The organism is Mesorhizobium sp. WSM3626, from assembly GCF_000513935.1.
Lineage (GTDB): Bacteria > Pseudomonadota > Alphaproteobacteria > Rhizobiales > Rhizobiaceae > Mesorhizobium > Mesorhizobium salmacidum.
Genome location: NZ_AZUY01000013.1, coordinates 35,132 through 53,504 on the forward strand (window position 1 = coordinate 35,132; position 18,373 = coordinate 53,504).

Genomic DNA, 18,373 nt, shown 5'->3' on the forward strand with positions numbered 1-18,373 from the left:
AATACGCGAGCCATTGCACATACCCGGTCCGCCGATCGCCGCATGGGTTTCGTTGAAAGATAACCGAGCATTCAGCTTCTGTTGGTTTTCGAGCATGTGCTCAATTGTCGTGGCATTGGACCGATGATAACGTTGCGTCACATATGAGGCGCGGAGCCGCTCGCTGGGGGTACGTGTGATTGATCTCGCACTCTGGCTGAATCCTCTGGACGGTGCGAATCCGTCGGGAGCGGATTTGCGCAACGACCCGGCTTTTCACGAGCTGGAGCGGCTGACGGAAGCCCAGCTCAAGGTCGTGCAGGACGGCGGCAGCAAGCCTTCGCAGTCAGCCAGCTCGGTCGACTGGGCCGCCATCCTCCAAAAAGCGGAAGAATTGCGCTCACGCGGCCGGGATTTGCGCCTTCTGGTCATCGTCACGCGCGCGCTGGCCAATGAAGAGAGGCTTGCCGGCCTCGCCCAGGGCCTGACCCTGATCGCAAAGACTCTCGACCAGTATTGGGATTCAATGCATCCGGCTTTACGGCCGGCTGGCGCGCCTCGCGACGCGGCGCTGCGACGCATCAACGCGCTGCTTGACCTCCAGAACGGGCAAGAAGGCCTGCTGGCGAACCTGCGGCAGACCGTCTTCTTCTCACCGCGCACGATCGGGCCGATCAGCGGGCGAGACCTGGAACAGGCAGCGCTCGACGAGCGCGTCATGCTCCAGGAAGCTGCCTCCGGCCTGGGGAACGCCGAAAAGGCGGCGCTAACGGCCGCGCATAACCAGATGCTGAACCGGGTGCGCACCGCCTGCGCGGCGCAGATCGATCAGGCCATGGACGCCATCACCACCCTTTTGAGCGATGCGCGCGCTGCGATTTCGGCGCTGGATGCGGTCGATACCGCGCTCAACGCCCACATCGACGGCAATGGCGCGGCCGTTCCGGATTTGAAGAAGTTCCTGCAGCGCTTGCTGACGACGCTGGAGTGGAATTCCAGCGCTGCCGCCGTGGCCAACGGTGCGGCAAAGCCTGCCCCGCAGCCGTCCCAACCGGCATCGACGCCCCCTCGAAACGGACATGGAGCCGAGACGATGGCAAGTGTGGCAAGCTCTGCGCAAACCAGCACCGGCCTGCCTGACCGGATCTACTCGCGTGACGAGGTCGTCAAATGCCTCGATCTCGTGGTTGAATTCTACGACCGCACCGAGCCGTCCAGCCCGATCCCGCACCTCGCCCGGCGCGTGCGGCGGATGGTGCACATGGATTTCGTGGAACTGATGGAAGATCTCGCCCCGTCGGGGCTGAAAGAATTCCGGCTGCTTGCCGGTGTTTCCGATCCCAAGAAGCCGGCCCAGAAGGATGAAAGGTGACAACCATGCCAGCAGAGAGCAAAGCCAAGGTCATCGAAAGAAACCGCGCGCCGCGTGTGCAGATCGCCTACGACGTCGAAACCTACGGCAGCCCGACGACGATCGAGTTGCCGTTCGTCATGGCTGTCATGGCCGACCTTTCCGGCGCCTCGCAGACCAAGGAAGCGTCAAAGTCGGTCCTGGATCGCAACTTCGTCGAAACCGACGCCAATCGCTTCCCGAAATTCATGGAGGCGATGGGCCCGCGCGTAAAAGCGCGCGTGAAGAACACGTTGCCGCAAGTGGAAGGGGCCGAGCGGGACGAGGAATTGGCGATCGATCTCACCTTCTCCAAAATGGGAGATTTCGCGCCCGACAAGATCGCCGAGCAGGTGCCGCAACTGGCCGAGATCCTCAAGATGCGGCGCCAACTCGAGGAACTGCTGGGCTTCATGGATGGCCGCGTCGACGCTGAAAAGCGCATTGCGCAGCTTCTCAACAACGAGCCGCTGCTGAGCAAGATCGCCGGCCAGGCGATCTCTGACGGCAAGGGCGAGGAATAAGTCATGGCCGAACAGCAAAAGACCGCAGCCGCAACCGCCGAGGCGGAAGCCATCGATCTGGGCGAATTCAGCGGGCTCCTTGAAAAGGATTTCAAGGTCAGGAAGGACGACACCGAGAAGCTCCAGCAGTTGGTGCGCAACCTGGCGCTAGCCGCACAGTCGCGATCCGAGACGACGACCATATCGTCCAACGCGATCAAGTCGATCAAATCGCTGATCGCGGGCATCGACAAGATGCTGACGACGCAGGTTAACGAGATCCTGCACGCCCCCGAAGTGCGGGAGATGGAAGGCACCTGGCGAGGCCTTTGGTACCTCATCAACAACACCGAGACGGATACCAAGCTCAAGATCCGGGTGATGAACATCTCCAAGGAGCAGTTGGCCGACACGCTGGAAGACTATGAAGGCCAGATGTGGGACCAGAGCCCGATCTTCAAGAAAGTCTATACCGACGAGTATTCGATGCTGGGCGGCGAGCCGATCGGCTGCATCATCGGCGCCTACGAGTTCTCCAACCACCCGCGCGATGTCGGCCTGCTAAGCAACATCTCGGGTGTCTGTGCCTCGGCGCACACGCCGTTCATCGCGGCCGCCTCGCCGCGGCTGTTCCGCATGGACAGTTGGCAGGAACTGCCAAACCCCCAAGACCTGCAGATGATCGTCAACAACCCGGCCTATGCCTCATGGCAGTCACTGCGTGAGAGCGAGGACGCCCGCTATATTGGGCTCACCATGCCGCGGGTGCTGGCACGCCTGCCCTACGGCTCGGAAACCGTTCCGGTGAAGGGCTTCACCTTCGAGGAAGAGGTGGGCGGCGACCATAACAAATATGTCTGGATGAACGCCGCTTTCCCGATGGGCGTCAACATCAACCGCAGCCACAAGCTCTATGGCTGGGGAACGCAGATCCGCGGCGTCGAGAATGGTGGCACGGTGCTCAATCTGCCGGTGCATGCTTTCCCGACCGATGACGGGTCAATCGCGATGAAATGCCCGACCGAGGTCGCCATCGATGACCGGCGCGAGGCGGAACTGGCCAAGCTCGGTCTGATGCCGATCTTGCACCGCAAGAACACCGACCTCGCAGCCTTCATAGGCGCGCACTCACTTCAGGACGACGAGACGCGGGCTGGCCGTCTGGTCGACCCCGACGCCCAGGCAAACGAACGGCTGAGCGCCAACCTGCCCTACCTCTTCCCGGTCTCGCGCTTCGCGCATTACCTCAAGGCGATCGCGCGCGACAAGATCGGCTCGTTCAAGGAACGCACCGATATGGAGACATGGTTGACCGAATGGATCAACCGATACGTGCTGGCCAATCCAGCTTTCGCCGACGACAAGGCGCGGGCCAAGCGGCCGCTCGCCGCGGCCGAGGTTCAGGTCGACAGCGTCGAAGGCAGACCCGGTTACTACAACGCCCGTTTCTATCTGCGTCCGCATTACCAGTTGGAAGGCATCAACGCCTCCCTGCGGTTGGTGTCGGAACTGCCGTCGGTGAAGGGCTGAAACGCAGCGAAGTCATCTTGTTTGGTTTGAAAGCGGTGGAGAAAGACAATGCCGACCACAGAAAGAAGTGACGCTCCTTCCATGAAGATCGATGGTTTTTTGAAGGTTCCCGACATCAAGGGCCCCAGCAAGCGCGACGGCCACGAAGATGAGATCGAAGTGCATGGCGTCGATTACAAGATTATGGCGCCCTATGATCCCAACTCGCTTTCGCGACGCGGCCGCGTGTCGATGGGAATGATCAAATTCTTCAAGCACTACGACAAGTCGTCGCCCTATTTGAAGAAGGCGCTATTCGAGAACAAGGCGCTCGACGAGGTGGTGTTTTCGGCACGCCGCACCATTGACGGCGAGACCAGCGACTATCTGGTCGTGACGCTCACCGACGCCTCCATCATGGAGTATGATATGCGGCAGGCCGCCGATGAGGCGGACCTTATCGAGGAAGAAGTCAGCTTCGCCTACAAAAAGATCAAGTTCGTCTACGACAAGGACGACGAGATCGAAATGGACGTCTATGTCGGCAAGTGAGACCAAGCGGCCTGGCGCGAGGGCGCAGCTTGGCGGCAGTTCGCGCGCAAGGCGCGAGGCGGTTCAGCCGTCCCTGTGGGACCGCCTCGTCAACGACTTGCCAGGACTGACGTCGGAGATCGATGGGCTGCGCCGTCTCTTGGAGGAAGAGCTCGGCGCCGAGCGCGTCGAGGCTCTTCTTGCCGGCAATGCGCGCGCCATCGATGCCGACGCCGAACTCACATCCGAGCAGAAACGGCGCCTGCACCGCCTGGTCTTCCAGGCCCAGCATCGCGCCGAGATCGAAGGCCGCGGCGTGGTCGTTTCGGCACGCGTGTTGAGAGAGGCCGTGCGGCGCGACATCGAGGCCCTGTTCAACACCGAGCGTTTCGAATCCGTACCGATGCTCTCGGACGCCGAACACGAACAGCCCCTGGAGGAACTGCCCTCGCTTGCTGACTTTCCGCAGGTGCGCCGCAGCGTGGTCAATTTTGGCGTGCCGTCTTTTTCCGGCCGCTCGTCGCGGGATTTCGACCGCGATGGGCTGGCACGCGAAATCCGCGCGGTGCTTGCCACCTTCGAGCCGCGCCTGAAGGAGAGCGCCACGATCGTCAACGTCACGCTCGGCGACAAAAACGTCGGCCTCAAGATCGAGATCGACGCGGTGCTGATCATGGCCCCGACACCGGAGCGCATGCGGCTGCGCACCACAATCAATCTCGACAACGGCCTGGCACGAACCGAATTCCGGGAGACCTGAGATGGATCGGGTCTTTGTCGAATACTACGAAGAAGAACTGACCCATATCCGGGCGCTGGCCGCGGAATTCGCAGACATGCATCCGGCGGTTGCTCGTAATCTTTCCCTCGACACGGTCCCGTGTCCCGATCCTTATGTGGAACGGCTGCTTGACGGCGTTGCCTTCCTCGCCGCGCGCACCCGTCTGAAGGTCGACGCGGAGCGCTCGCGCTTCTCGCGCGCCGTGCTCGATGTGCTTTACCCCGATCTGGTGGCGCCGGCGCCGGCGACGGGGATGGCTGTGCTGAAACCCGGCCAGCAAGTGCACTCGATGATCGCTGGCCACGCCATCGCGCGCGGCACGCGACTGGTCTCCACCCTGCATCCAGGGCTTTCGACACGCTCCACCTTCACCACCGCGCAAGAGGTCACGCTGTGGCCGATCGCCATCACCTCGGTCAGCTATTTCCAGGATCGTAGCGCGCTCGCCGCCGCCGGAATCGCGCCGGTCGGCGACATGCGTGGCGAAGCGGCCTTGCGCGTCACCTTCGCCCGGACAGGAAAAGGCAAGCTCAGCGACCTGTCGCTCGATCGTCTCGACCTCTATTTCGCCGGCCGTGCCAAGGCGCCGGTGATTTTCGATGCGATCTTCGGGGCCTGCTCGGCCGTCGGCGCGCGGGCGCAAGGCAAGACCAATGCGCTATCGGCGCTGCCCGAACCCGAAATGATAGGTATTCACGACGACGAAGCGCTGATGCCGCGCACCCGTCCCACCTTCGAGGGATATCGGCTGCTGCGCGAATATTTCATGATCCCGGAGCGCTTCCATTATGTACGGGTTGCCGGCCTCCAGCCGGTGGTGCGCGCGTGCGAGGCGGGGATGGAGATCATCTTCCTGTTCCGGCGTGCGGTGCCTGAACTCGCCGATGTGACGGCTGCCGAATTCGAGCTCTTCGTGACGCCGGTCATCAATCTCTTCGAACGCGAATGCAACGACGTTGAGATCGATCCGCGCAAAACGCGCCAGGTGCTGCACGCCGACCGCACCCGGGCGCGGGATTTTGAGATATTCCGGGTCACCCGGGTCGAGGATGCCGACGCGGAGAGCGGCGAGGCGACAATTCCCGAACTGTTCAGCCTGGGGCAAAACCGCGGCAGCGGCTGGGTCTATTCGACTGAGCGACGTCCGCGCCGGGCCACCGAGGACGAGCGGCGCGACGGCCTGACCCGCACCTCCTATACGGGCGACGATGTCTTTATCGCCGTCTCGCGCCCGCCAGGAAGCACGCCAAACCGGCTGCTCAAGCGTCTCGGCATCGTGGCGCTTTGCACCAATCGCGACCTGCCGATCCTGGACGACACGCCGACGCTTACGCTGGAGACGGCCGATCCAGTCGAAGCGGTGCGCTTGCTTGGGGCACTGCGGCCGCCGCAGCCGGCCATCCCGGCATCTCTGCCGGCCGGGGCTGAAGGTGAATCGCGCGCCGACAACCTTGCCTGGCGGCTGGTGGCGCAGCTCTCGCTCAACTTCCTCAGCCTTGCCAAGGAAGGCCGTGGTGTCGATCCGCTGCATGCCTTGCTCGACCTCTATGCCGATCGGGGCGATCCGGGTCTTGCCCGCAACGTGCACTCGATCGTGCGCATCGATTCGCGCCCGGTGATCGAGAGGCTCCGGATCGATGGGCCAATGTGTTTCGGACGCGGCACCGAGGTCACTCTGCATATCGACCAATCCGTGCTGGCCGGTCAAAGCTCATTGCTGCTTTCGGCCCTGCTTTCGCGGCTGTTCGCCCGCCATGCGGGCATAAACGGATTTGTGCGGACCCGTACGCGATTGCTGCAGAAGCAGGAGGATGTGCCATGGCCGATGACGCCCGGCAATCGCTACCTGATCTAGCGCAGCACGCAACGGTCGCGGCCGAACCGTTGTCGGAGAGCTTCGACTTTTTCGAGTTGCTGCGACGCCTGGAGCAGCGCGGCGGATTGTTCGGCCATTCCGGAACGGCCGGCCGCGAGCCGGCGAGACTCGGCCAGCATGTGCGTCTGAGCTTTTCGGCCCGGGACGTCGTCAAGGTCGAGGACGCCGGGGACAAGGCCCGGGCGCGAGTGACCGTCGCCAATTTCGGGCTGCTTGGACCGGAAGGACCGATGCCATTGCATCTGACGCGCTGGGTGCTCGACCGGCTGTCGCAGCGCTGGTTTACAGGGGCCGATGCCGAGCAGACCAGCGACACGACCTTCGTCGATTTCGTCAACATCCTGCAGCATCGGATGATTGCGCTTTACTACCGCGCCTGGGCCGATGCGCATCCAGCGGTGCAGGTCGAGCGTTCCGTCGGTGGGCACGTTCGAGCCATGCTGGAGGCAATGTCGGGGATCGGCCTCCCCGGGACGCAGGACCCCGAACTCGAGACAGTGCGCCTACGACAGGCTGGATCGCTGGCCAACCAGGTCGACGGCGTGGAGCGGCTGACACTGTTTCTCACCACCGCCTTCAAGGTGCCGGTGCGCATCAAGGAGTTCGTTGCCGCTTGGATCACCATACCGACGCCACTGCAGACGCGTCTCGGCAAGGCCTATGCCGGGCTCGGACGCGGGGCGACGATCGGGCCGCGGGTGTTCAGCCGCCAGAGCAGGATCGAATTGCGCGTCGGTCCGCTGAGCCTCGACGAGTTCAAGTCTTTCCTGCCCGGCGAACGGCGCCTAGGCCTGTTCAAGAAAGCGGTGCGCGACATGATCGGCGAAGCGCTCGATGTCGATTTGCGCATCGTGCTGGCGCGCGATGACGTGCCCCCGCCACGGGTCGGGACTGTCCAGCTTGGCCGGACGGTCTGGCTCGAACGGCCCGCAGATAGGGGGGATGCCGACGATCTCAGATTGCACACCATCGTCGGCTGGCGGCCCGAAATGGCGGAGGCGGCCGCATGACCCTGCTGCTGACCCTCGAACAAGGCCCTCGCTCGCAAGTGGTCCGGCAGACCCGCCTGGATGAGGGCGAATTGGTGATCGGGCGCAATGCCGATGCTGGCTGGCAGATCGACGACCCGGACATGTTCGTCTCGCGCGCGCATTGCAAGATCAGCGGCAACCAGGACGGCTATTTCGTTACCGACACGTCGAGCAGCGGATTGTTCGTCGACGATTCCGACAGCCCCGTAGGACCTGGCAGGTTGATGCGGCTGCAAAGCGGCATGCGGCTGCGCATGGGCGATTACGTGTTCCATGTCGAGATCCAATCCAAAGCGAGCCAGACGTCAGTCGGCCCGGCCCCGGTCGCCAGCCATACCACGCCGGCGTGGTCATCGCTGCGAGCGCGAACGCCGGCCAGCATCGGCAGCGACGACTTCTTCTCGGCCAGGATCGAGGAAGAACCGCGTACGCCCCGTCCGGCGGATTTGCCCAACCCGTTCGAGCAGCCCGTGCCGGGGGCTTATGATCGCGCATCGAACCAACGCAGTTCGCCTGCCTTTGATGACCCGTTCAGCCTCGACCCGGTGGCAACGCCGCAAGCCAGCGACGCCGCTGCCGCGGGCCAGCCGGATCCCTTCGGGCTGGGCGAAATGTCTTCGCCCAGCGATGCGTCCTGGCACACAGCAAAGCCGGCCAGCTTCGATGACGATTTCAGCCTTGGGCCGGCCGCTACGCCACCTCTCAGCAACGGCGCCGATGCCGCAGGACGTGCCCAGCATCAGGCTGAAAAGCCCCGCGCAGGCAATCCTTGGGATATGCCGCAGGCAGCCGCGTCGCAGGCGCCGCGCCGCGCCGTTGCAGCGGCGAAGCTGGCGCGCCCGGCGCAGCCAGCAGCAAGCGATATGGCGCTTCGCGCCGCATTCTTGCGCGGCATGGGTGTCGAGGACGCCGATTTTCCCGGCCGCGATGCGATCGCCGAAATGGAAAAATTCGGTCGTGAATACCGGCTGATGCTGGACGGCCTGATGCAGCTCCTGCGCAAACGCGCTGAGGAGAAGGGAAGCGCGCGTGTCGCTCAGACGATGGTCGGCGCTTCCGAGGTCAATCCGCTTAAATTCCTGCCGACGGTCGAGGATGTCGTCGTCACCATCATCTCGGAACGCAGTCCGGGCTTTCTCTCCGGCGAGGCGGCGATCGGCGACGCGGTGAAGGATCTTGCACAGCATCACGTACGCGCCTGGCGGGGCGTTCAGGCAGCACTTCGGCGCATGATCGACCGTTTTGATCCTGCTGCGATCGAAGAGGAGCTCAAATCCAACTCCGCCATCGGCAATCTGCTCTCCGGCGGGCGTAACGCCAAGCTGTGGGAGCTCTACCAGAAACGCCATCGCGACATCGCCCAGAGCGCGGAATCGAGTTTCCTGGGCGAGATCGGCGCAGACTTCAGGGACGCATATGAAGAGGAGTAGGACATGATCGACCGACGCGAATTCGTCGTTGCCCTTGGCGCCACGGGGCTGCTGGCGGCTTGCCAGAGCGGCCCGCCGAAACCATCGGTTATCTCGGTCAACGTGACCGGCGGTGCGGGCATGAATCCAGGACCGGGCGGCGGCGACCGGCCGGTGACGGTATTGGTGATGCGACTTGCCAGCACCGGCAAGTTTAACTCCGCCGACTATTTCGCGCTGCAGGGCGACGCGGGCTCGGCGCTCGGTGCCGACCTCATCGGCTCCGACGCGATCTCGGTTGCGCCTGGCAAGACGGCGGCCAAGACCATCACGGTCGAGCCAAACGCGACGGCGCTCGGCTTCGTGGCGCTCATCCGCGAGCCGGGTGGACGCAACTGGCGCACCACCAAGTCTGTGTCGCCAGGGTCGAAATTCACCATCAACGTCAGCCTCGGCAAGGGCGGCATTTCCGCCTAGCGACAAGGCAGACGGGTGCGTGCAGAAAGTAATGGTATGAGCGATGCAAACAGGGTGCTGTGGTCGGAGGGCCTGTTTCTCAGGACCCAGCACTTCCAGCAACAGGATCGGTTCTTCGAAGGCATGGTGCTCGGCGCATTGCAGGCCGGCCAGCTCCATACTTTCGGCTTCCAGCACCTGACCCTCGACCAGTCGCTGCTCGACGCCGGTCAGGTCTCGATCGTATCCGCCCGGGGCATCCTCCCGGACGGCACGCCCTTCTCCATCCCGGACCTGATGGACGCTCCGAAGCCGCTGCCGGTCACGGCCGACACCGGCGCCGGGCCGGTGCTGCTTGCACTGCCGCTCGAGCCGCCCGGTGGCGTCGCATACGATCCGGCGCATGCCGCATCGACGGGCGCGCGTTACCACGGCAAGATCGTTTCAGTGCGCGACGCCGTCCAGGGCGGCGCCGATCCCGAAGAGATCGAGATCGCCCGGCCGCATGCGGCCCTGCTTGCGCCCGGCAAATCGGTGGGCGGTTATACCGCCTTGCCGATCGCCGACATAAAAGGTCTGCGCGCCGACGGCGGCGTCTCGCTCGACGAGACGTTCCTGCCGCCGACGCTGATCACCGGCGCGGTCCATTGGTACCGGCAGTTGCTACAGGAGGTCGTCACCGGCCTCGACCAGATCGCCGAAGCGCATGGTAAGATGGTGATGGGCGGCGCCGGCCGCAGCGTCGAAGACCTCTTGATGCTGCACCTGGCCAATGCCGCTCGCCCCCGGCTTGCCCATATGCTTGCGCAGGATGTCTTTCATCCTGCCGAACTCTATCTCGAACTTGCCGGACTGGCCGGCGAGATGACAACCTACGGCTCGAGCTCGCGGCGGCTCGGCGAATTGCCGGCCTACGACCACATGGCCCCCGGCCCCGCCTACATGGCGCTGGCCGACGCCTTGCGTTCGCTCATCCTCAGTCTGCGTCACATCGAACCGAAATCACGCGCGCTGCCGGTCATGCGGCACGCGACCAATGTCTGGAAGGTGCGCATCGACAACCCTAAGCTCCTCGTCGCCAGCCGCATCGTCATCCGTGTTGGATCCGAACTCTCGGACGACGCGCTGCGCAAGATCTTCGTCAACCAGGCCACAGTTGGCGCCGCAGACGAGTTCGAAGGACTTTGGAAGTCGCGCCTGCCCGGAATTCCGCTGAAACCGCTTCATTCGCAACCACGCGAGATTCCCTATGATGGCGACCGGCTGTGCCTGGAGCTCGACCAGAAGAGCGAGCATTGGGCCTCCTTGCTCGACGCCCCGGGGTTCGTCATCGGCGTTTCCGGTGTCCTGGAGAGCGAGCCGCAGGTCGACTGCTATTCGGTGAACAGGTGAGGCCATGAGCCGGGATGATCCGTTCGGACTGTCGGAGGATCGCGAGCGCACACGCATCCGGCTGACCGGCGCTGCACCCCGGCCGATGGCGCCGCTGGCGCCGGGCGCGCCGGTCAAACGGGCGCGCGCTCATCCCAACCCGCTCATCAACATCTTCGCGCCATTGCTCGAATTCGCGCCCGAGCTCGAAAGCGCACTGGCGCCGGAGAACCCGGAAGCAATGCGCACGCGCCTGCTCGACGAGTTGGTTCAGGCGCGCGACGCCGCGATGGCAGCTGGCTCCTCGCTGGAACGCGCCGACCAGGCGGCATGGGCCGTGGCGGCGTTGCTCGACGACCTGGCACTCAACACGCCATGGGGCGGCGCCAGCGCCTGGCCGCGCCAGCCGCTCGTGGTCATGCTACGCGGCGACGTCGATGCCGGGACCCAGTTCTTCACCCGCCTTGACGAGCTGGAGCGCCATCCCAACCGCGACCGCGAAATGCTGGAGCTTCAGTATTACTGTCTGGCGCTCGGCTTCCGCGGCAAGTATCGGGTGCCCGGCCGCGCCGGCGACCGCTCGCTCAATGCCGTGCGTGTTGCAGCCGCGCGCTTCCTGCGCGATGCGGACTCCGAGAACGCACCGCTATCGCCGAACTGGAAAGGCGTGATCGCGTCCGACGAGCCGCAGCGCTTCATCGTCCCGATCTGGGTGATGGCACTTGCCGCCATCGTCGCCGCCGCCGCCGCTTACATCGGTCTATCGGTGAGCTTGAGCAGCCAGGCGATTGAACTCTCCGCGCTCGTGCGCACGCTGCCGCCGGCCTCACGCGGCGACGTCGCCCGCGCCGCGCCCAGGCAAGATGCTCCTGAACCCGAGGCACCGCAGCCGGTCGATTTCGCTCTGTTGCCCGCGTTCAAGGCCGAAGCGCCAGCCAGCCTCAAGGGCGCGCTCAGCGGCACCGAGAGCGTCTCGCTGGCCAAGCTGATCATCCAGTCTTCCAACCCCGAGCTGTTCCAGTCCTCGCGGCCCACGCTGTCCCAAGGGTACGAGCCGCTGATCGCCTCGATCGCCAAAGTGATCCTCGCCAATCAGGAGCTGATCGGAAACATCACGATCATCGGCCATACCGACAATGTGCGCCTGCAACGGTCCAACCCGCTCGCCAGCAACCAGCGGCTCTCGGAGGCGCGCGCCCAGACCATAGCGGACCTCCTGGTTCAGGCTGGCGTGCCACAGGAGCACATCCATTCTGAAGGGCGCGCCGAGACCGATCCTGTGGCCGACAACGCGACGCGCGAGGGCCGTGCGCTCAACCGGCGCGTCGAGGTCCTGGTCGAGAAGAGACTCTGATGTTCATCCTGCGCTTCCTCTGGGCCGTCATCACCTCGCGATTCCTGTGGACGCTGATTGGCATCGCGCTGCTTTCGCTCTTGATCTGGGTGTTCGGCCCGATCGTGAAGGTCGGTCCTTACGCGCCATTCGAATCCGAGAATGTGCGCATCGCCATGATCGCGGGGCTGATCATCCTGTGGCTGATCTGGCTGATCGTCGCGCAGCGGCGTGCCATCCGCGCTAACCGCATGTTCGTCGCGGAGATCGCAGCACCCGTGGCCGAAAAGCAACTCACCCCCGGCGAGGAGAGCGCCGCGGCCGTCGGCGCCAAGTTCGCCGAGGTGATGGCCGAGCTCAAGCGGCGCAAGCTCGGCGGCAGAAAATTCCTGCGCGAGATGCCGTGGTATGTAATCGTTGGGCCGCCAGCCACCGGCAAGACCACGGCATTGCGCCAGTCGGGCCTCAATTTCCCGATCGACCTCACCGATGATTTGCAGGGCGTCGGCGGTACGCGCAATTGTGACTGGTTCTTTTCCGAAAACGCGGTGCTGATCGACACTGCGGGCCGCTACGTCCAGCAGGAGAGCCAGCCGGATGTCGACGCTGCGGAATGGCTGGGTTTCCTTGACCTTTTGAAAAAGCACCGCGGCCGCCGCGCGCTCAACGGCGTCATTGTCACGCTGTCGATCGATGCGCTGTCGGAGGGCGACGAAGCGATCAAGGCGCACGGCCGCAAGATCCGCCGTCGACTGGCGGAGCTGAACGAACGACTGGAGATCCGTCTGCCTGTCTACATGATGCTGACCAAGGCAGACCTGATCAAAGGCTTCGAAGCCTTCTTCGGCGGCTTGTCGACGACGGCGCGCGAGCAGGTGTGGGGAACGACTTTTCCGCTCGACGCCCGCGTCAACGCCGGCACGATCCAAGCGGAGCTAGCCAGGCTTGCCGCGGAGCTTGAGCGGCGGCTGGTGCCACGCCTGGAAGACGAAGACAAGCTCGGCCAGCGCGCCGAGATCTTCCGCTTTCCGGCGCAGCTGGCGAGCCTTGGCGAGCCGATCAAGACACTGCTCGAGGCGATGTTCGGCGAAAGCCGCTACGAGGAAGCCGCCTGGTTGCGTGGCCTTTATCTGACGTCGGCGACACAGGAAGGCGCTCCCATTGACCGGCTGACCGCGGCGCTATCATCCTCCTTCGGGCTGCCACCGCGCCGCGCCATGCCGGCGTCGCGTGTCGAGAAGCGCAGCTTTTTCCTCAGGAACCTTCTCACCGAAGTGATCTTCAAGGAGGCCGGCCTTGGTACGTTCGATCCGCTGGCGCAGCGTCGCCGCGCCTGGATCTGGCGCGGGGCTGCCGTCGCCTGTGCGCTCGCGGCTTTGCTGGCCGGCGGCCTGTTCACCTGGTCCTACCTCGACAACCGCAATGCGATCGTCGAACAGGCCAACCAGTTCGAAGCCCTGCAGGGGCCGCTCACCGAGGTCGCCGCCATGCCGGCCGCGGTCGAGCAGCCGACCATGGACGGTGCGCTAGCTGCCATGGACGCCGTGGCGACGGCGCGCACCGCCCCGCCGGACGCTGTCCATAACCTGCTCGGGCCGACTGCTTCGGCGGAGTTGGCGCGCGCGCAGACCGATACCTACGACCATGCGCTGCGCAACGTGCTCGAGCCGCACATGGTCGCCCTGCTCGAAGCCACGATGTGGCGGCAGATCCGCGATCCGGACTTCATGCTCGGCGCGCTGAAGACCTACCGGATGATGACCGGCCTGTCGCAGATGGACACCGATTTCGTGCAAAACTGGTGGGTGAACAGTCTGCCGCAATTCGCGCCGGCTCCGCCCTTCCCCACCGCCGACGCCGAACAGCACCAGCTCGCTGCGATCCGCCGCATGGCCATCGACGACAGCTACATCGCCCCGGACAAGCAACTGGTCGGCGAGGCGCTGAAGACCGTGTGCACGATCTCCCTGCCAGAGCGCGCCTACAGGCAGCTCCTGGCCGACCCGGAAGTAGCAGCCGTCAAGGAATGGGTGCCGGCCAATTTCGCCGGGCCGAACGGCGCCAAAGTGTTCGCGCGCCGCTCCGACAAGACGTTGCGCGTTGGTGTTCCCGGGCCCTATACCTATGCCGGCTTCCACGACGCGATCCTCGATCGGGTCGAGGATGTCGCGGGACAGGCGGCCCTCGATCGCGCGGTGTTTGCCGGCGGCTGCGCGGAGAATTCCGAGACATCGGTTTCAGCACTCTCGCAGGACATCTTGAAGCTCTACTATGACGACTATATCGCGCAGTGGGACTCTTTCCTGCGTGACATGCGGCTTGCGCCGCTTACCGATCTCAACATCGCCAGTGAGAACCTCAAGGATCTTTCAAGCGCCGACTCCGCGCTGAAGCGCCTGTTGACGGCAGTCGTGCAGGAGACCGACCTCACCCGCTCCGACGATGCGCCGGCCGGCGACAAAAGTGGCGCTGCCGCCAGCACCGGCTCGAAGCTCTTCAGCAAGCTCGGCAAGCTGGGCAAAGTCGTGACCACAGGCGCGAAGCTCCTGCCGCGCGCCGGCTCCGCCAGCCAGGTCGACATGACCGGCAGCCTGGTTGCCGACCATTTCAAGCCGCTCAAAGGCACCATCGCCCAGGTCGACGGCCAGCCGCCAGCGCTGGACGCGGCGATAGTGGCCCTGACGGCGCTGTCGAATGTGCTACAGACGGTCACCGCCAATCCGAACCCGCAGGATGCGATCAAGAAGCAAGGCGGCCTTGCCGAACTCACAGGTGCGGTCGCCAGGCAGGCGCAGATCCTGCCCTCGCCGATCAACGACTGGCTCGGCGGTATTGCCGGCGACACCAGCGGCCTGTCGCAGAAGGCCGTGACCAACGAACTCAACGCCATCTGGCGGGCCGACATACTCCCCTTCTGCCAGGCGGCGCTCAACAACCGCTATCCATTCAGCGCCGAAAGTGCGGTCGACGTCAATGTGCGCGACTTTCAGCGTCTGTTCGGACCCTCGGGCATGATCGATGCGTTCATCAACGACCATCTGATCAATTATGTCGACACCGCCAGCGAGCCATGGAAATGGCGGGCCGATTTCGGCCTCGACACAGCGGCGCTCGCAGCGTTCGAACAGGCCAGGCATATCCGCGACGACCTGTTTCCCGGCGGCACCGGCCCGGTGATGAACTTCACGCTGGAACCCAAGGACCTCTCACCCAACGTGGCGCGGGTCACGCTCAACCTCGATGGCCAGAATCTCGTTTACTATAACAACGCCACCAGGCCGCAGCCGATGACGTGGCCCGGCAAGGATGGCACCGGCGTCATCTCGCTCGCCTTCCAGCCGGTCGACGGCTCGCCCGAAGTGATGCTCAACGAGACCGGCAGCTGGGCGTGGCTCAGAATGCTGCGCGGCGGCCGCTTCGCCGCGACCAAGCTCACCGACGTCTACAGCCTGCGGCTCGGCACGAAAGGCGTGTGGGCCGATTTCGAGCTCAAGGCGGCCAGCGTCGAGAACCCGTACACACTCGAAATGTTCAAGAAATTCACATGTCCGCCGCAGATCTGATCCTGCCCGGCTTCTACGGCAAGATGCCCGCTACCGGGGATTTCGTGACGCGGCGGCTGCCGGCGGGGTTCGTGCGCGTATGGGACCGCTGGCTGTCGCAGCATATCGTGCCGATGTTCGGCTCGGAAGCGTGGCCGCACGATAAGGCGCTTCGCTTTCTCGCTGGCCCCGCTACCTTCGGCGCCTCGGCGGGCCTCGTCCTGCAGAGCGCCGACAGGGTCGGCAGGCGATTCCCACTGAGCGTCGTGGCGCAGCTTGCCGGGCCTCCGCTTCAGCTGGCTTACGCCGACACCTGGTTCGACAGTATCGAGGAAGCCGCTTTGGCGGCGCAACGGGGCGAGCTGACAGCGGACGAATTGGATGCCGCGCTTGCAGCCCTGCCCGTGCCACTGGTCGAACAGAATGGCGATGTCATCGACGACCTTGTCATGTGGACGACACACACGGACATCTTCGACATTGATGGACAAGCGCCGCAGCCGGCGCTCCAGCAGATGCTGGCCGCAAGCTGCGAGACCAGCTGATGTGGGCGGTATCCAACACCACAGGATTCCCGGCTATGGGGAGCTGGGTTCAGGACAAGGCCGCAAACAAGATTTGGCTGGTCTGTGTGAAGGCCACTTTCGACATACTGCCAGACGGAACCACGCGGCCCTCGGGCGATCAGGTGTCGCCGTTTATACAGGGGCAACCTCTCGGCGGCGACTACGAGAAAAGCCTGATCTATGAGGCCGATTTTTTTGGCGTGAAGCCGTGCACTGACGTGCTCGTCAACGGCACCGCCTGGCCGCCGAATGATAGACCGACCACTGAACTCGACGTTGGATTTCAGGTTGGTCCGGTGCAAAAGCGCCTGCAGGTGTTCGGCAATCGCTGGTGGACGGTGAACCTTGCCGGACAGCGTGTTATTTCGAGCCCCGACCCGTTCGCCAAGATGCCGATCCGGTATGAATACGCTTTCGGTGGCTGGGATCGTACTGCCTCCAATCCGAAGGATCATCGACTGGAAGCGAGGAATCCGGTCGGGCAGGGCTTCATCTCTAATCCAAATGGCTGTCTCGGGCGGCCGCTCCCCAACATAGAAGATCCTGCAAACCTGGTCTCTTCCGTCGCCAGTCGCCCCGCACCGGCTGGCTTCAACGCCGTGGCCTGTCACTGGTCACCACGCCGCGAACTCGCCGGAACCTATGATGAGGCCTGGCAGAAAACTCGCTTCCCGCTCTGGGCGGAAGATCTCGATCCCCACTACTACTGCTGCGCGCCGCGTGATCAACAGGTGGCCGGCTACCTGCGCGGCGGCGAGCCCGTACAAATGATCAATCTCTCGCCGAACGGCCCGATACGCTTCCATCTGCCGCGAATGGTCTTTGGCTTCACCACGCGCATCAAACGCGAAACGATTCATACCCGGGGCACGCTGGCAACAGTGATCCTGGAGCCGGATGCTTCGCGCGTGGTTATTGCCTGGCAAAGCGCGCTCGTTTGCAACAAGGACATCGACTATCTCGATCAAACCTCTGTCCGTCTGAAAAAGCTGATGTGATGGTATTCGCAGCCTATTTCCCTCGGACGCCAATCTGGCTGGCAGGCCTTGCAGCGCGGACCCCGGTTGGGCTGCGCCCCGAAAGCGCGGCGGCGGCGGTGCGGGCGGGGATATCAGGAATTTCCGAGCATCCATTCTTCGTCGACCGCATTGGCGAACCCATGCGTCTGGCGCGGGATGCGATCATGGGCCCTGATATGCCGCTTGGAGAGCGTATGAAGGAACTGCTGCTTTCGACGTTGCTGCAACTGCCGCCGGCAGCGACGCAATCAGCCAACGACCTGAGAACGCTCCTGATCATCTGTGCGCCGGAGCCGCGGCCGGGGCTGCCGGACGGGGTCGCCGAAATGCTCGGCCGTGCCGTGATGGGACGGTTCGGCTCGGCGGACATGCGCGTGCAATACCTTGCCCACGGACACGCTGCCGGAATGCTTGCGTTTGGTGTCGCCGCCAAGGCGATTGATGAGGGCAAGACGGACCTGGCGGTGGTAGCAGGCGTCGATTCCTATCACGAGTACGAAACCCTGGAATGGATGGATGAGACGGGGCAACTTAAATCCGAGGCAAATCGAGACGGCTTCTTCCCGGGAGAAGCGGCGGGCGCCTGCCTGCTGGCACGCAGAAATCTGATATCAGAATTGGGCCTGGCACTCTTGGGACGGCTAACCGCGGTCAGCGCCGCGCCCGAGCGGATTACCATCAAGCGGCACGGCGGGGAGGAGATTTGCGTCGGCGAGGGGCTGAGTTCCGCCTTCCTTGGACTTGGCCCCGCCATCGACAGCGATCGACGCAAGATCACCGATACCTATTGCGATCTCAATGGCCAGCGTTACCGCAGCGAGGAGTTGGTCTACTCAATCCTGCGAGTTCAGCATCTTTCAGATCAGGCAACCCACTTTTTGCATCCGGCCGACTGCTGGGGCGATGTCGGCGCCGCGTCGGGGCCGCTATTCGCGGCCCTCGCCCACGCCGCCGCCAGCAAGCGTTACAGTCACGGTTCGCGGGCCGCGCTCTGGGCCGGATCCGAAGGCGGACAGCGGGCGGTGATGCTGCTGGACTTTCCTAGCACCCCGCCAAGAAAGGACGCGTGATGGTTTC

The 18,373-nt window shown here is 64.0% G+C and carries 15 protein-coding genes; all 15 read left to right on the forward strand.

The window, feature by feature from the left end:
- The first annotated feature begins 175 nt into the window (after positions 1 to 175).
- The 15 genes from tssA (at position 176) to M653_RS0112930 (ending at position 18,366) form a co-directional block, all read left to right on the forward strand.
- The gene (gene tssA, locus M653_RS0112860; RefSeq protein ID WP_027143716.1) at positions 176 to 1,351 is read left to right on the forward strand and encodes a type VI secretion system protein TssA; all 1,176 of its coding nucleotides are present in this window, start codon (positions 176 to 178) and stop codon (positions 1,349 to 1,351) included.
- Between the two features lie 5 nt (positions 1,352 to 1,356).
- A complete protein-coding gene (tssB, locus tag M653_RS0112865) occupies positions 1,357 to 1,893 on the forward strand; it encodes a type VI secretion system contractile sheath small subunit (protein ID WP_027143717.1) in 537 nt (178 codons plus the stop codon).
- A 3-nt stretch (positions 1,894 to 1,896) separates the two neighbouring features.
- On the forward strand, positions 1,897 to 3,402 hold the full coding sequence (gene tssC, locus M653_RS0112870) for a type VI secretion system contractile sheath large subunit (protein WP_027143718.1): 1,506 nt from the start codon (positions 1,897 to 1,899) through the stop codon (positions 3,400 to 3,402).
- A gap of 81 nt (positions 3,403 to 3,483) precedes the next feature.
- Entirely contained in the window at positions 3,484 to 3,933 is a 450-nt protein-coding gene (locus M653_RS0112875; RefSeq protein WP_027143719.1) for an Hcp family type VI secretion system effector, read from the forward strand.
- A complete protein-coding gene (gene tssE / locus M653_RS0112880; protein WP_027143720.1) occupies positions 3,920 to 4,672 on the forward strand; it encodes a type VI secretion system baseplate subunit TssE in 753 nt (250 codons plus the stop codon). Before M653_RS0112875 ends, tssE begins: the two co-directional genes overlap by 14 nt.
- 1 nt (position 4,673) lies before the next feature.
- A complete protein-coding gene (gene tssF / locus M653_RS0112885; RefSeq protein WP_027143721.1) occupies positions 4,674 to 6,548 on the forward strand; it encodes a type VI secretion system baseplate subunit TssF in 1,875 nt (624 codons plus the stop codon).
- Positions 6,512 to 7,579, forward strand: a complete 1,068-nt coding sequence (gene tssG, locus M653_RS0112890) for a type VI secretion system baseplate subunit TssG (RefSeq protein ID WP_027143722.1) — start codon at positions 6,512 to 6,514, stop codon at positions 7,577 to 7,579. The genes tssF and tssG overlap by 37 nt, the downstream gene beginning before the upstream one ends.
- Positions 7,576 to 9,030: a type VI secretion system-associated FHA domain protein TagH gene (tagH, locus tag M653_RS0112895; RefSeq protein ID WP_027143723.1), complete on the forward strand. Its 1,455-nt coding sequence runs from the start codon at positions 7,576 to 7,578 to the stop codon at positions 9,028 to 9,030. The genes tssG and tagH overlap by 4 nt, the downstream gene beginning before the upstream one ends.
- 3 nt (positions 9,031 to 9,033) lie before the next feature.
- Entirely contained in the window at positions 9,034 to 9,486 is a 453-nt protein-coding gene (gene tssJ, locus M653_RS0112900) for a type VI secretion system lipoprotein TssJ (RefSeq protein ID WP_010910850.1), read from the forward strand.
- Between the two features lie 36 nt (positions 9,487 to 9,522).
- Entirely contained in the window at positions 9,523 to 10,857 is a 1,335-nt protein-coding gene (gene tssK, locus M653_RS0112905) for a type VI secretion system baseplate subunit TssK (RefSeq protein ID WP_027143724.1), read from the forward strand.
- A gap of 4 nt (positions 10,858 to 10,861) precedes the next feature.
- A complete protein-coding gene (gene tssL, locus M653_RS0112910; RefSeq protein ID WP_027143725.1) occupies positions 10,862 to 12,190 on the forward strand; it encodes a type VI secretion system protein TssL, long form in 1,329 nt (442 codons plus the stop codon).
- Positions 12,190 to 15,732 carry a type VI secretion system membrane subunit TssM gene (tssM, locus tag M653_RS0112915; protein WP_027143726.1) on the forward strand — a complete coding sequence of 1,181 codons (3,543 nt, stop codon included), beginning with the start codon at positions 12,190 to 12,192 and terminating at the stop codon, positions 15,730 to 15,732. Before tssL ends, tssM begins: the two co-directional genes overlap by 1 nt.
- Positions 15,714 to 16,256, forward strand: coding sequence for a type VI secretion system-associated protein TagF (tagF, locus tag M653_RS0112920; protein WP_027143727.1), 543 nt, complete (start codon positions 15,714 to 15,716; stop codon positions 16,254 to 16,256). The genes tssM and tagF overlap by 19 nt, the downstream gene beginning before the upstream one ends.
- Entirely contained in the window at positions 16,256 to 17,275 is a 1,020-nt protein-coding gene (locus tag M653_RS0112925) for a DUF2169 domain-containing protein (RefSeq protein WP_027143728.1), read from the forward strand. Before tagF ends, M653_RS0112925 begins: the two co-directional genes overlap by 1 nt.
- A complete protein-coding gene (locus M653_RS0112930; protein ID WP_027143729.1) occupies positions 17,275 to 18,366 on the forward strand; it encodes a beta-ketoacyl synthase N-terminal-like domain-containing protein in 1,092 nt (363 codons plus the stop codon). Before M653_RS0112925 ends, M653_RS0112930 begins: the two co-directional genes overlap by 1 nt.
- Positions 18,367 to 18,373 lie beyond the last annotated feature (7 nt).